General features: G+C 30.8%; 15 protein-coding genes. All 15 read right to left on the minus strand.

All coding sequences use genetic code 11. From position 1 onward, the window contains the following. Positions 1-150 precede the first annotated feature (150 nt). The 15 genes from flgL to ACY1IQ_RS05825 all read right to left on the minus strand — a co-directional run bounded on the left by flgL (position 151) and on the right by ACY1IQ_RS05825 (position 14,501). Complete coding sequence (gene flgL, locus ACY1IQ_RS05755; RefSeq protein ID WP_461613066.1) at positions 151-1,122, minus strand: flagellar hook-associated protein FlgL; 972 nt, start codon at positions 1,120-1,122, stop codon at positions 151-153. A 12-nt stretch (positions 1,123-1,134) separates the two neighbouring features. Continuing rightward, complete coding sequence (gene flgK, locus ACY1IQ_RS05760) at positions 1,135-2,862, minus strand: flagellar hook-associated protein FlgK (protein WP_461613067.1); 1,728 nt, start codon at positions 2,860-2,862, stop codon at positions 1,135-1,137. A 12-nt stretch (positions 2,863-2,874) separates the two neighbouring features. Next, positions 2,875-3,285: a flagellar protein FlgN gene (locus ACY1IQ_RS05765; protein ID WP_461613068.1), complete on the minus strand. Its 411-nt coding sequence runs from the start codon at positions 3,283-3,285 to the stop codon at positions 2,875-2,877. Between the two features lie 2 nt (positions 3,286-3,287). Continuing rightward, positions 3,288-3,563, minus strand: a complete 276-nt coding sequence (gene flgM / locus ACY1IQ_RS05770; protein WP_454053758.1) for a flagellar biosynthesis anti-sigma factor FlgM — start codon at positions 3,561-3,563, stop codon at positions 3,288-3,290. Positions 3,564-3,881: 318 nt separating this feature from the next. Then, on the minus strand, positions 3,882-5,033 hold the full coding sequence (gene fliY / locus ACY1IQ_RS05775) for a flagellar motor switch phosphatase FliY (RefSeq protein ID WP_461613069.1): 1,152 nt from the start codon (positions 5,031-5,033) through the stop codon (positions 3,882-3,884). After that, positions 5,026-6,021 (minus strand): flagellar motor switch protein FliM, encoded by a 996-nt coding sequence (gene fliM / locus ACY1IQ_RS05780; RefSeq protein WP_461613070.1) that lies wholly within the window; start codon positions 6,019-6,021, stop codon positions 5,026-5,028. Before fliM ends, fliY begins: the two co-directional genes overlap by 8 nt. 34 nt (positions 6,022-6,055) lie before the next feature. Beyond that, on the minus strand, positions 6,056-6,454 hold the full coding sequence (locus tag ACY1IQ_RS05785) for a chemotaxis protein CheW (protein WP_461613071.1): 399 nt from the start codon (positions 6,452-6,454) through the stop codon (positions 6,056-6,058). A gap of 12 nt (positions 6,455-6,466) precedes the next feature. Next, positions 6,467-6,826, minus strand: coding sequence for a response regulator (locus ACY1IQ_RS05790; RefSeq protein ID WP_039632460.1), 360 nt, complete (start codon positions 6,824-6,826; stop codon positions 6,467-6,469). Further along, positions 6,819-7,436, minus strand: coding sequence for a chemotaxis protein CheC (locus tag ACY1IQ_RS05795; protein WP_039632458.1), 618 nt, complete (start codon positions 7,434-7,436; stop codon positions 6,819-6,821). The genes ACY1IQ_RS05790 and ACY1IQ_RS05795 overlap by 8 nt, the downstream gene beginning before the upstream one ends. A gap of 16 nt (positions 7,437-7,452) precedes the next feature. Then, on the minus strand, positions 7,453-9,903 hold the full coding sequence (locus ACY1IQ_RS05800; protein WP_461613072.1) for a chemotaxis protein CheW: 2,451 nt from the start codon (positions 9,901-9,903) through the stop codon (positions 7,453-7,455). 11 nt (positions 9,904-9,914) lie between these two features. After that, positions 9,915-10,679, minus strand: coding sequence for a CheR family methyltransferase (locus ACY1IQ_RS05805; protein ID WP_461613073.1), 765 nt, complete (start codon positions 10,677-10,679; stop codon positions 9,915-9,917). Next, the gene (locus ACY1IQ_RS05810; RefSeq protein WP_461613074.1) at positions 10,679-11,740 is read right to left on the minus strand and encodes a protein-glutamate methylesterase/protein-glutamine glutaminase; all 1,062 of its coding nucleotides are present in this window, start codon (positions 11,738-11,740) and stop codon (positions 10,679-10,681) included. The genes ACY1IQ_RS05805 and ACY1IQ_RS05810 overlap by 1 nt, the downstream gene beginning before the upstream one ends. A 23-nt stretch (positions 11,741-11,763) precedes the next feature. Then, the gene (locus ACY1IQ_RS05815) at positions 11,764-12,252 is read right to left on the minus strand and encodes a chemotaxis protein CheD (RefSeq protein WP_461613075.1); all 489 of its coding nucleotides are present in this window, start codon (positions 12,250-12,252) and stop codon (positions 11,764-11,766) included. 12 nt (positions 12,253-12,264) lie between these two features. After that, on the minus strand, positions 12,265-12,714 hold the full coding sequence (locus tag ACY1IQ_RS05820) for a chemotaxis protein CheW (RefSeq protein ID WP_461613251.1): 450 nt from the start codon (positions 12,712-12,714) through the stop codon (positions 12,265-12,267). Positions 12,715-12,722: 8 nt separating this feature from the next. Next, positions 12,723-14,501 carry a DUF342 domain-containing protein gene (locus ACY1IQ_RS05825; protein ID WP_461613076.1) on the minus strand — a complete coding sequence of 593 codons (1,779 nt, stop codon included), beginning with the start codon at positions 14,499-14,501 and terminating at the stop codon, positions 12,723-12,725. Positions 14,502-14,565 lie beyond the last annotated feature (64 nt).

Raw genomic sequence — 14,565 nt, forward strand, 5'->3', positions numbered from 1 at the left:
TGTAGCGGTGAACAGTGTTCGCCATGATTACTAGCAATTACATTGCTAGTCAAAAAAATCCGTTCAAAAAAAATTATTTTACCTAAAAATAATTTCAACCATAATTGTGCATTGTGAATTGTGCATTATTCTAAGTTGTCCATTGTCTAACTATCTTAAATAATCAATAAGTGATGGCTGCAATATTTGCGCGCTAGTTTGCAGGGCTGACATATATACAGTAAGCATCGTAGCATATTCTATAGATTTTTCTACAACATCAACATCTTCATTATGAGATAATATTTCAGTTAAATTCATATTTTGCTCTTTATTTAAATCTTGAGCACTTTCCATACGATTTTGTAAAGTTCCAACTTTAGAACGGACAGTTAAGAAATTACTTATAGCACTATCCATTTTAGCTAAATCTTCATTAATAACTATACCTAAATCATCTTTACTATCCAAATGATTTGTAATATCTTCAAATAATGTTTTTAGATCTAATGCTTCAACCTGTTCATTTCCTGTATTATCAGTATACTTATGCTTAAAGTTAAAAATTTCCGTAGCACTTACATTATATTCTATAATTACTCCTTGAGATATTTCCACTTTAAGTTTTTCATCAATTTGTTTAAGTTCATTATCATCCTTATTGGTTAATTTTAATTGTGTATTTCCGTTAGCATCAACTTCTGCCTCTGTAGGTTTTTTATCACCTCTAGTACCTCCAAAGATATATTTTCCATCAAAGGAAGTATTCATTATTTGAGAAAGCTCGGATATTTTTTCATTTATTTCATCTTTTATTGCTCTGTGTTCTTCACTTCCATAGGCAGCATCTCCTACAGAAACCATAAGTTCTCTTACTCTGTCAAGAGCTTTAGTTGCTTGGTTTAATGCTGTGTCCGTAGTATCTAACCAATTTATTGTATCTTTAATATTAGAATTGTATTGTTTATTAGCATAAATCTGTCCATATATTTGCATGGAGCGTGATACAGCAAAAGGGTCATCGGAAGGTCTCCTAAATGCTTTTCCTGAAGTTCTTTGTTCTTGAATCTTTTTCATATTGTTAAGATTTACGTACATATCATTTAAAAAACTATCAGATAACATTCTATCAGTTATTCTCATTACTTCACCCCATTATCTCTTTAATCCGTTTATAACCACATCTAATAATTGGTCTACAGTAGATATCATTTTAGCATTAGCTTGAAAGGAATGTTGAAATTGAATTAAGTTTATCATCTCTTCATCTCTATTTACTCCAGATATAGAATTTCTAGATGCAACTAGTCCTGATAATAATGCATTTTCATTTGCAACTCTTCTCTTTGCATCTTGATTTTGAACTCCAAGCTTATTTGTACTATTAATAAAGTATCCTTCTATTTTCATTCCTGAAGGATCATTTATAAATGTAAGTACTCCGTCAAGTTTAGTATCTCCAAATTTATTATCAGATTTAAAATCTGCCAAAGTTGTATTAGCATTTACCTTTTGAATTTGAAATGCCATATCTCTAAGTTGGGCTATTGCAAGTGCTCTTTTACCATCATTAGCACCTGACTTACTATCCACCGCTGTATTTATAAGCATTACATCTTCTAATATCTTATCGTTAATAGCAATATTTCCAGCAGTTATTCCTTTTCCTGAACCAGCTACAGCATCCGTATCGATAATATTTCCATTGATATCTTTTATACAAAAGAAATTTATTTGCTTCCCCTTTTCATCCATATCTCCATGAATGGCATTTACAGATAGTGCTATAGTTTTAGCTAAAGTATCTAGTTGAGCAATATAGTCTTCTGTATCCTGTTGGATACTTTGAAATCCACTAATTTCACCAGCTTTTGGTTTAAAAACTGAATTACTAATATCTTTATATTCTATTGTCCCTGTTAAATTTACTTCTTTTCCATCATTACCCACTAAATTTCCATCTTCATTAGTTATCAGCACTCTGCCTTCATTTAGAGATTTGTACTCTTCTTCTGACAATTTCATTGTGACTGTCACTGCATTATCAGGATTTGTTGTGTCTCCATTTTTGTAATAAGTTACAGTGTATTCACCAGAAGTTGCAGTTTCTTTTATATCACTTACATATGCAAACTTATGAATTTCTTCTGAGTCTATGTTCCTTAATAAATCCACATCATAACCTTCTGGCTTTAAGGTCATTCCATTTAATTTTTTATTACTAGTAGATATTCCAAATTTAGTACTAAGTTGGTCTAATAGTAAATCTCTAGTGTCTAAAAGGTCATTGGGATTATTTCCTGATACAGTAATGGTTATAATTTGTTTATTTACTGCATTAAGTTGATCAATTAAACTATTTACCTCGAATACAGAATGTTGTATTTCCTTTTGAGTATTGGTCTTAACATCATTAAGCTGCTTATGAACATGATTTAACTCCTCAGCTAACATCTTTGCCTTCTGTGCTACTACCGTTCTAGATTCTGATTTTTCAGGATGTTTAGATAGAGTTTGCCAAGCATCGAAAAACTCCGATAATAACTTTGATATTCCTGTATCTCCTGGCTCATTGTATATATTTTCAATTTCTGATAGATATTTCCCCCTCATTTCTTCCATGCTTTTATTACTAGTTGCTCTTCTTATTTGAAAATCTAAAAAACTATCTCTAGTTCTTTCTATAGCTGCAACAGTTACCCCTGTTCCAATTTGTCCTGGGCCAGTTAAGGTTATTGGTCTTGCTGTAACCAATCTTGCCTGTTGTCTTGAAAAACCAGCAGTACCAGCATTGGCGATATTATGGCTTGTTACATTTATGGAAGTTTGTTGTGCAAACATAGCTCCCTTTGATGTATTTAAAGTTCCAAATAGTCCTGACATTTTTTCACCTCATCATTTTCTAATTTTTCCATAAGAATTGTATACGTTAATGTTTTCTCTAGGCTTTATCATACTTAACATTGAATTTGTAAAGCCTAAACATTGCTTTATCAACATTTCATTACTTTCCTTTTGAGTTCTTGCTGATTCTAAAGTCATGATGCATTTGTTATAACATTTTTCAAGTTCCCCATCATTTGACTCATTAATGATCACATTCATAGATTTATTTCCTACTAATTGTCTTCTTTCACTTTCAATTACAGCAATGTTCCTATTGGCTTCTTTTAGCTTAGGAATTATTCCTTCTAACTGGAATACATCATTAGCAATGATATATTCATGTTGCTCTTCTAATAATTGCAGTAGCTTTTTAATACTATCTATTTGTTTTAGTAAAGTTCCCTTTAGCATTTCAACCATAGTTAATATTCTCTTCCTTTCATATGGTCTATAAGTTTTTCAGCTACTAGTTTACTATCTACCTTATAAGTTCCCTGTGATATTTTTTCTCTAATCTTTTCTATTTTTTCTGCAGAAACTCCAGAAAATTCTCCATTAGAAAAACTATTTAAAGTTTTACCTAAATCAGATATCTCACAGCTATCTTGATGCTTCATCTCTTGTATCTTCTCTTGCTTTGCTTTATTAGCTTTGTATGAACTAATAGCTATAATATTTGATGTATTATTTATTTTCATTTCTACACTCCTACCTTAATAATAAAAGTAATTGCTTATATGTCTTATATCGTCATTATGTATAAAAAGTTTATATTTAATTAAATTCTTTTTTACAGCAATCTCTCGACTTTATCGCCATTTTTCCCCATTTTCCCTTATTATATATCTTGAAGCAAATAATTATATAATTGAAAATTAACTGTTGACAATGGGCAATTATAGAAAAAAGAAAAGTGACTATGTCACTTTTCTTAAAATCTTTCAAAGAAATTAATTCACCTGAATTAATTTCCTCATAAATTGTCAATTGTCCACTGTCAATTTTCAATTGGCGAACTATTTTCCAAGAGTTCTAACTCTCTCTTCTCCACTTATTATCCCTGTGATTTTAACACCAAAATTTTCATCTACAACTACAACTTCACCATAGGCAATTTTCTTGCCATTTACTAATATATCTACTGGTTCTTCTGCAAGTTTATCTAATTCAATTAAAGACCCTGTTCCCAAATTTAATATGTCTCTAATATTCTTTTTCGTCCTACCAAGAACTACTGATACCTCAAGAGGTACATCTAAAATTAAATCAATATTTTTAGGCATAATATGATTTTGATTTTCTGGTAACTGAGTAAAGGTTGCCTCTCTAACTTGAATTGGCTCTTTATAGCTTTCAATAGGCTTATGATCGTATTGAATATCATAGTTTTCATTATAACCCATGTCTTTGCTTTCCCCCATTGATGATTCATAATTTTGAGTTGGTGCATCTGCTCCAGAGCTCATTGTTGGTTGTGAATCAGCTTCAGCTGGTTCTTCATCGGTCCCCATCATTATGCTAACTATTTTTTGCGCTGTAACAAGTGGCAATACTTGCATTATGTTACTATCTATTAAGTCTTCTATTGTCATTCTAAAAGATATAAAAGCTACATTTTCTTCATCATCTATATCTTCAGCAATAGGTGTTGTATTTTCATCGCAAACACTTGAAACTGGAGGAGAAATATTAACTTCTCTTCTAAACATAGTTGCCATTGAAGTAGCAGCAGAACCTATCATTTGATTCATTGCTTCTGAAACAGCACTTATTTCTATTTCTGAAAGTTCTAAGGTTTTTTCTACCTTTCCATCTCCACCCATCATTAGGTTTGCAATTACTGCTGCATCGTTTACCTTCATTATTAACAGGTTTCCACCGGCTATTCCACTGGTAAACTTAACATCTAAAATTACATTAGGAGTTTCAAATCCCTTTTTTATTTCATTTAAAGTACTTACCTTTATAGTTGGAGTGGTAATATTTACCTTTTTCCCAATAATGGTGGAAAGTGCTGTAGCTGCAGAACCCATTGATATATTTCCCACTTCTCCAAGTAAGTCTTTTTCAATATCGCTAAAAACATTTTTGTCACCGGTTGTTTTTGGAGTTTCCCCACCATTTAATAGTGAGTCTATTTCTTCCTGGGACAGAAATCCGTTATTCATCTTCTTCCACATCCTTATCTGTAAAGTCTAATATCTGAACTGCCCTATTTTTGCCATATAAACCTGGCTTACCGCTATAGGTTAACTGTTCTTCTACATAAACCCCAATAGGTTCTTCGATATTACTATTTAAGGTTATAACATCTCCAACATTTAGTTCTAAGAAATCTTTAACTGTAATTTCTGCTTTACCTAATACTGCTTTTAGGTCAACATCAATTACCTTTAATCTTTTTTGCAACTTTTCTCTTGACTCTTTAGCTAATGTTTCATCATCTTCTCTAAACCAGTATTGAATTACTAGTTTATCAAGCACCTTTTCCAAACTTAAAAATGGAATACAAATATTCATAAAAACATTGGTATTAAACATTTCAATTGTGAAAGTAATAAGAGCCACTGGCTCATTTGGTGCTAGTGTTTGATTCAGAGCTGGATTTGTTTCTATATTTTCAATTTCTGGCTCAACCTCTAAAACATCTTCCCAAGCTAATCTCAAATTAGAGATTAATCCTGAATTTAACGTTTTTATCAAATTTTTCTCAATTTCTGTAAGTTCTTTTAGCATAGGTTTCTTGCTTCCTGAACCTCCAGCTAAAACATCATAAATTCTCAATACAAATTCTGCATTAGTTTCAAGTAGTATTTGTCCACTAAAAGGTGGCATTCTAAAAAGTGTTAAAACCGTAGGATTCGGAATAGAATGTATAAATTCCTCATAGGTTATTTGTTGAACACTTTCCACTTTCACCTTAATATTACTTCTAAGCTGTGCAGTTAAATAGTTTGAAATTATTCTGCTATAGTTATCATGAACAAGTTCTAAGGTTCTAATATGATCCTTGGAAAATTTTTGAGGTCTTTTAAAATCATAAGGTTTAGCCTTAACTTTTTCTTCCTTTTCGTCTAAAAAATCATGCTCTAAATCTCCAGAAGATAAAGCATTCAAAAGAGCATCTATTTCATTTTGAGATAATACTTCTGACATTACCCTACCTCATTCCTTAAATATTATAAAAAATTTATAATATTAATTTATCTAAATCGATTAATGTAATAATTCTATCTTTTAGATTTATTACTCCTTTAATATAAACTTTTTCTTTTTCATTATAAACTTTTTCTATATGACTATCTTCAATGTCTAAAACTTCATCTACAGCATCTACAGTAATTCCTACCGCTTCTTCTTTCAAATCTAAAATTATAATATTTTGGTCCTTACAATTACTTTCTTTCATTTCTAAAATAAGATTAATATCTAAAACTGTTATTATAATTCCTCTTAAATTTATTAACCCTTTTATATACTGTGGAGATTTTGGTACTTTAGTAATCTCCATCATGTCAGAAATGCTCTGTACTTTATTGGTTTCAACTGCAAACTGTTCCTCACCAATCCTAAATATAACAACTTGCATTATAAATCCTCCCTATCCAACTACCTTATTGATAGCTTCTAAAACTCTATCTGCTTGGAAAGGCTTAACTATAAAATCTCTCGCTCCTGCTCTTATTGCATCCATAACCATGGTTTGTTGTCCCATAGCACTACACATAACTATTTTTGCTGCTGGATCAAATGCCTTTATAGCTTTTACTGCTTCTATTCCATCCATATCCGGCATTGTTATATCCATTGTTACTACATCTGGTTTTTCAGCTTTATATAGCTCAACAGCTTTTATCCCATTTCCAGCTTCTCCTACAACTTCATATCCATTTTTCTCTAGTATATCCTTAATCATCATTCTCATAAAAGTGGCGTCATCAACAATTAATACTCTAGCCATTTAAATTTCCCTCCATTAAACCTAACGATTTTAAAATTTTCTCTAGTGAACCAGGCATTGGAATATAATAAAAATGCCCGTTAAGTTTTTCATTTTCTTGTACAAATTGTGTTTCAATGTCTAATATATAGTCACCATATTGACCTGACTCCATAAAGCTTGTAGATAATATGGCACCCATCATGTCTGAAGTTACTGCTGGTACAGATGGTACCAGCAATAAATTTGTCATTTTTCCAATAGCATTCATATAGGTTGTAAAAATTATATTTCCAAGTTCTCCAAGTATTGAAATGCCCATTTCATTTATTTCATCACCGCAATTACTGCATAAAGTGTTTACAATATTTGAAAGTGACTGCTTTTCAATTATAAAAAGCATGTTTCCTGGTGCATCCCCGAGAACTCTAATGATAACAGCATAAACAAATTGTTCTGCATTAGATTTTTCAAAAATATCCTCATATTGAATTAAGTTAACTGTAGGAAAGGTAATATCTATTTTTTTGTTTAGCAATTGTGACATTGCTGTTGCAGCATTACCTATACCTATGTTACCAATTTCTCTTAAGGCATCTAATTGAATTTCATTAAATACCGTATAGTCCAATAGTAACTGCACCTCCTTATGTTAATGATGCAACATCTAATATTAAGGTTACTAATCCATCTCCTAAAATTGTAGCACCTATATACTCCTTCATGCTTTTTAATGTCTTTCCAAATGGTTTTATTACTATTTCTTGCTGTCCTAGTAGTGAATCTACAAGTAATCCTACTTGTTTTTCTCCTACCTTAACCATAACTATATATTTTTTACCATAACTTTGTTCTTCTAAACCTAATTTTTCATTTATCCTTATTAAATTTATTACATTATCGTTATAGATAATGACCTCTTTATTATTAGTCTTTTTAATTAAAGATTCTCTATATTCTATAACTCTATCTATATATCCTAAGGATATAGCTATTGTTTCACTTCCTACTTTAACGAGTAGTGCTTGAATTATTTGAAGTGTCAGTGGTAGTCTTATAACGAAGCTTGTACCTTTTCCAAGTTCGCTGATGGCATCTACAGTACCACCTAGAGTAGAAATTTTAGTTTTAACAACATCCATTCCTACACCTCTTCCAGATATATCTGTAACCTGTTCGTTAGTACTAAATCCCTGACTAAAGATTAAATTTTTAATATCTAGATCACTCATACCTTCAGTATTAATTCCTACTCTTTCAGCCTTTGCCTTAATTTTATCTACATCAAGACCTTTTCCATCATCCTCAACTTTAATTACAGCCTTTGTTCCTTCTGAATAAGCTATAAGTTTAATCTTACCTTGAGGATTTTTTCCTAAACTTATTCTTTCCTCAGGGCTTTCAATTCCATGGTCTGCTGCGTTTCTCAATAAATGTATCAGTGGTTCTCCAATTTCCTCTATAACTGTTCTATCAAGTTCAGTGTCTTGGCCTAATATTTCTAATTCAATTTCTTTATTTAATTCCAGTGCCAAATCTCTTATCATTCTTGGAAATCTATTGAACACTACATCTAGTGGAAGCATTCTAATTTTCATAACTAAGTCTTGCAAATCTGAAGTGCTTCTTGCTACTTGCTCTAATGTTTCATTTAATTCTGGAATCTTATGACTTAAGCTTATTTGCTCTAACCTAGTTCTATGAATAACCAATTCTGAAACCATGTTCATAAACTTATCTAATCTTTCAAGATCAACTCTTACAGATTGGCCAACTGTTCTATTTTTATTAGATTTTTCATGAGAAGATTTTTCACCACTTTTGACTGGTTGTTTTTTCCCCTCTTCTTTTTTCTTAGGTTTGTTATTCTTTACAATTCCCTTTGGTTCAGTTGCAATTTTTTTAGAATTAGCCTCAGTTTTTATACCCTTATTTTCTATGGAGTTAGGACCTAATTTAGCCTCACTATTTTTTATATTTTCTAATTCTATGTTTAAAATTTTAATCTCACTTATTTCCGAGATGCTATTTAATACATCTCTTATTTCTTCCTTTGATTTTTTAGTTAAATAAGCTAATTGTATATCTAGGTCAAAGTTTTCTGTTTCTAAATCTTCTAGTACAGGGATAGCTTTAATTATTTCCCCATGCTCCTCTAAATTTTGAATTATTATAAAAGCTCTAGCAGATTTTAATATTGTACCTTCATCTAATACTAAATGTATGTTATAAGCATTAAATCCACTATCTTTCGCTTGTTTAATCACACTAATATCATATTCATTAAGTTTAATATGATCTTCTTCATTTTCCAGTTCATTGTTTTTAGCATGTTCTACTTCTACATTAGAAATAACAACGCTGCTTATTTCTGAAATACCATTTAGTATTTCATTTACCTCTTCCATTGACTTTTTAGTTAAATAAACTAGCTGTATATCAGAGTCAAAGTTTTCTGCTTCTAAATCTTCTAACACTGGTACAGACTTAATTATTTCTCCATGTGCTTCTAGATTTTGCATTATTATAAATGCTCTAGCAGACTTTAAAACTGTTCCTTTATCAAGGGATACATGTATATTATAAGCATTAAACCCCTTATCCTTCGCCTCTTTAATTACGTCAATATCATATTCATTCAGTTCAATTTCTTCTAAAGTACTTACTACTTCCATCGTAGCAGGTACTGAAGTAACTTGCGGTTCTTCCACTGCTTCATGCTCTTTAGAAATTCCTTCTAGAGCTTCCACTATTTCTTCTATATCAACCTCTTCTTCATTATCCTCTGCAATATTATCAACCATGTTTTCTAAGGTATCTAAACATTTAAATAATACTGTTACAACTTTTCGTGTAACATTTAACTTACCTTCTCTAAAGTTTGAAAGTACATCCTCCATCTTATGAGTAAGTTCAGCTATGGTATTATATCCCATAGTTGCTGCCATACCTTTTATAGTATGAGCCACTCTAAATATTTCATTTAGTTTTTCCTTATCATTTGGTTCCTGTTCCAAGATAAGAAGACTTTCATTTAAGGTCTGAAGGTTGTCCATAGATTCTTCTAGAAACATTGAAAGATATTGTGACGTATCCATACTATTCCTCCTTAAAGCTTTCTATAGATAAAAGTAGATACTTTTTCAAAATCGAAAGCTTTGTAGTTATATATACTTTCTGTAGCACCTACAAAAAGTATCCCTCCTTTTTTTAAGGATTTACTAAACTTATCATATATTTTATCTTTAACATCTTGGTTAAAGTAGATTACTACATTTCTACATACTATAACATCAAAATTATTGTCATAGTTGTCTAGTATAAGATCATGTCTTTTAAAACTTACCATTCTTTTAATATTATTATTTATTAAATAATTATTTTCTTCCTTCTGGAAATATTTATTCATCAATGTCTTTGGTATAGTCTTAACTTCCTGCTCAGAATATTCTCCTTTTTTTGCCTTATCAAGTATAGTGTTATCTATATCTGTTGCTATGATTTTATGATTTACATTGGGTGTTAATTCATTTAACATCATAACTAAAGAATAAGGTTCTGCTCCTATTGAACAAGCTGCACTCCATATTTTTAATGGCTTTTTATAATCTAAATATTTTTTTATTACTTTTTCAAATTCATCAAAAATTTCAGGATTTCTGAAAAATTCTGTTACATTTATTGTTAAATAATCAATAAATTTTTGTCTTTGGGCTAAATCTGTTTTTAAGATTCTTATATATTCTTCTATTGTATTTACACCTACTCTAGACATTAGGCTTGATATTCTTCTTTGAAGTTGATTTGACTTATAGGCTGTTAAATCAATTCCTAATTCTCTGAGCACCCATTGCTCTAATGGTCTAAAATCCATTAATCTCTTTCAACTCCTCTAATAGCTCTAACAATTCTGCTTGATACATGGTGTAGTGGCAATACCTCATCCACCATATTTGTTTCAAAGGTAGCTTTTGGCATTCCATAAATTACACAAGTAGATTCATCTTCTGCAAAAGTATATCCTCCGTTTTTCTTTACCTCTACAGTACCATTAGCACCATCTCTGCCCATTCCTGTTAATACAACACTTAATAGACCATTTCCATAAACCTTTGATGCAGAAATAAATAATTTATCTACTGCTGGCCTTACTCCCCAAATTGCTGGAGTTTCATTTAATACAATTTTATTATTCTCAACTTCCATATGATAGCCAGCCTTTGCTATATATACTACATTTTTTTCTATAGGCATTTTATCCTCTGCCTCTACCACTTTTAAATTGCTTGACCTATTAAGCCTTTCAGCAAATGCTTTAGTAAATCCTATAGGCATATGCTGCACTACTAACACTGGTACTCCTAAATCACTAGGTAAGGCTGTTATTACACTATAAAGTGCCTTTGGCCCTCCTGTGGAAGCACCAATAACTACACAGTTTATTTTTTTATTAATTTTTTCTGAAGTTCTAAGCCTTGTTCTTGAGATAAAAGAAGTAGATTTTTTATTAGTAGTTCCTACTGTAGCTTTACTTATTTTAATAGATCTAATTTTTTCTATTAAATCTTCTCTTACCTTATTTATATCTAAAGAAATGGAACCAGATGGTTTAGCAATAAAATCAAAGGCACCATTTTGAAGACATTCCATTGTAGTTTCTGCACCAGCTTTAGTTAAACTACTCAACATTATAACCTTCGATGATATTCCTAATTCCTTCAATTTCTTTAAGGTGGTTATACCGTCCATTATCGGCATTTCAACATCTAATGTAATTACATCTGGAACGGTTGTATTTATTTTGCTTAATAGATTTTCTCCATTTCTTGCAATATCAATTACTTCCATATCCGGTTCTGCATTTATCATATCAGAAATAATTCTACGCATAAGTGCAGAATCATCTACCACCATAACTCTTATTTTTCTATCCATATAAATCACCTCGATATGTGAAGTTAAATCTCTTTTATGCCTTCCCCTATAGTTTTCACATACAATATTCCTGTGATTGTATCGAAAATTACAGTTCTTCCTTTATTGCCCCCAGTATCTTCGCTATCAATCGGTATACTTAGCTTTTGTAATATTTCCTTTACTGCTTTAGCATTTCTATCTCCTATATCCATATTCATGCTCTTATCAGAGAAAGTGAACATAGAAGCCCCTCCAGCAATTTTTGCCCTTAAAAATTTTTCTTTAGCACCTGCATTTTTCATTTGACCTATTAATGTAGGTATTGCTAAATCTGCAAATTTAAGTTCATTAGTTATTTTACTAAATTTACTACTATCTGGTAGCATTATATGAGCTAGTCCCCCAACTTTTGAATGCTTATCAAATAGGGCTATGCCTATGCATGAACCAAGACCTATAGTAATTAGTCTATCTGGTGGTTTTGCTATATTGCAATCGCCAATTCCAATTTTTATCTCTTTATACTCCATAGTTACCCCGCATTAATATACTAATTGCTTTTCTTCTTCAGATAGTATACTTCCAAGAGTTAAGAATACAATTATTCTCTCATCTTCTTTTATTAACCCTTTAATATACCTTTTAGAAACTTGAGAAGCAATATCTGGGGCATCTTCAATTTGATCTTCCATTATTGGCTTTACTTCCGAAACTGAATCTACAATAATACCTATTTTTTTATCATCTTGTCTTGTGACAATAATTTTTAAATGTTCCTCAGAGTCACTAGATATTTTATGAAATCTATCAGAAAGAGATATAACTGGAAGTATGTTTCCTTCATAATTTATAACTCCTTTTAAAAATTCTGGAGAATCCGGAAGCTTTGTTGGCTCTTCATAAGTTAAAATTCTTTCTACCTCCATAATGTCTCCGGAATAAAACTGGTCACCGATAGAAAAAATTAGCATTTTAATTTCCCTACTCATAATTTCACCTTCTACAATTTAAATTTATCAACTACTAACTCTTTATCATTATCTAAATAAACATGGATGTTCCTACTAGGTTCTTCTAATAAAACTTCCTTTTCACCTATAATAAACTTTGTATTATAATAAGCAATATCTGCATAGATATGTCCATTTTTCTTTACCTTTAAAACAGTAGAAACGCCTGCAATGGTTCCTACAATCTTGCATTTTATTTCATTGGTTGCATTTATAATACCACCTCTTGTAGTGCTTCTCTCAGCAACAAAATAAACACTATCCAGTGCATTTATTTCTGATTTGTAAACTCCTTTTCCATTGATGTAAACGGAGCCAGTGGAGCTAACTTTAGAATCCTGTATATAGCTAGCAGTTAAATTTGATTGGTGCATAGCACCTACTTTAACACTATTTAGCTTTTGTATAACCATTTGTTGAATTTGCTTTATTTCATGTATAGTTACTATATTAGAAAAATAACTGTTATCCAGTTTATTTTTTACTATAGCATATAAACTATCATAGGTTTCTCCTTGTGTTTCCATTACATTTAGTACTTTTTTAACATCATTTCTGAAATTTTTAAATCTACTTTCTACAATAAACTTTACTAGCTCTCTATCAGAAACACTATTTGTTATCATCTTTTTATGATTTACCCTAAGTAAAGTATCATAAAGTTTTCCTAATAAATTTTGAAAGTTTTCAAGTTCATTTATATATAGCGAATAATCCAAGCTATCACTGCCTACTATAATGGATGATGATATTATATTACCCTTAACTGTAATATTTCCTCCTGCTTTTAACTCAGCACGAAGCACGTTTGAATTAACCGTTAACTCATGACCTGCTTCTACAGTCATACCTTCTTTAACATCACCATAAATTATTACATCTCCTATGAATTTAACGTTACCTGTAGAAATATCTACATCCCTATTAATTTGATGTACTTTTTCTACGGAAAACATATTTCCTTTCACATGTGGCTTTCCATCAATAGTAGCTATAATTGAATTATTTTCAAGTCTACATCCATTATTTGCAAAGACTTTCTTTTCCTTACGCTTTCTAGGCCTTTGCAATTGACCATAGACATTAAATCCTATAGCACCTTCTTGTCCTTCTTTTAATGCTGCTATAACATCTCCTCTGTGAACTACTTCTACTGCTCCAATAGATTTAAAATCTACAGTTCCTTTTTCATCAACTTCTAATTTTTTATCAAATTCTGATTGAAAAAATATTTCTATTTCATCATCTACAGGTTGTGTAGGTTCCTTTCCTCTAGAAATAATTAAATTTCCAATGCTCTCTTCTTCACAGCATCTTTTTACAGCTTCATTATCTATTCCATAAATTATTCCTAAATTAGATAGTTCACTTAATATTTGAAGCTCAGTATATTTAGGTGGCATAGTAAGACCAACATATTGTATACTTGGCGTTAGTTCTGTTAATAATTCTGTATCCTTTAGCTTGTACTCTTCTTTAGGAACATACCTTAAGGAAATTCTTGCTTCCATTTTATCTTCTGATACTGATAAATTTAATTCTCTTTTAGCCTCTGTTTCTCTAATCCTTATTTCAATATTGTTTTCTTCAAAAACCTCAATAGGAGAAGTAACTTCTCTACTATCTATAATTATTTGTACTTCATCACAAGGTAAGATTTTTGCTGGTTTATTTCCATCTATAGGATTAATAACAACCACTTTTCCATTTTCAATTTTTATAAGTCCCATTCCTTGCTTATTAGTTAAGCTGCTATTTAAATTTGCCATAAATATCCTCCTACCCTTTAACACACTTAGGTAAATGAATTAATGACATTTTATTTTAATTATC

Source organism: Clostridium sp. Marseille-QA1073 (assembly GCF_054863625.1).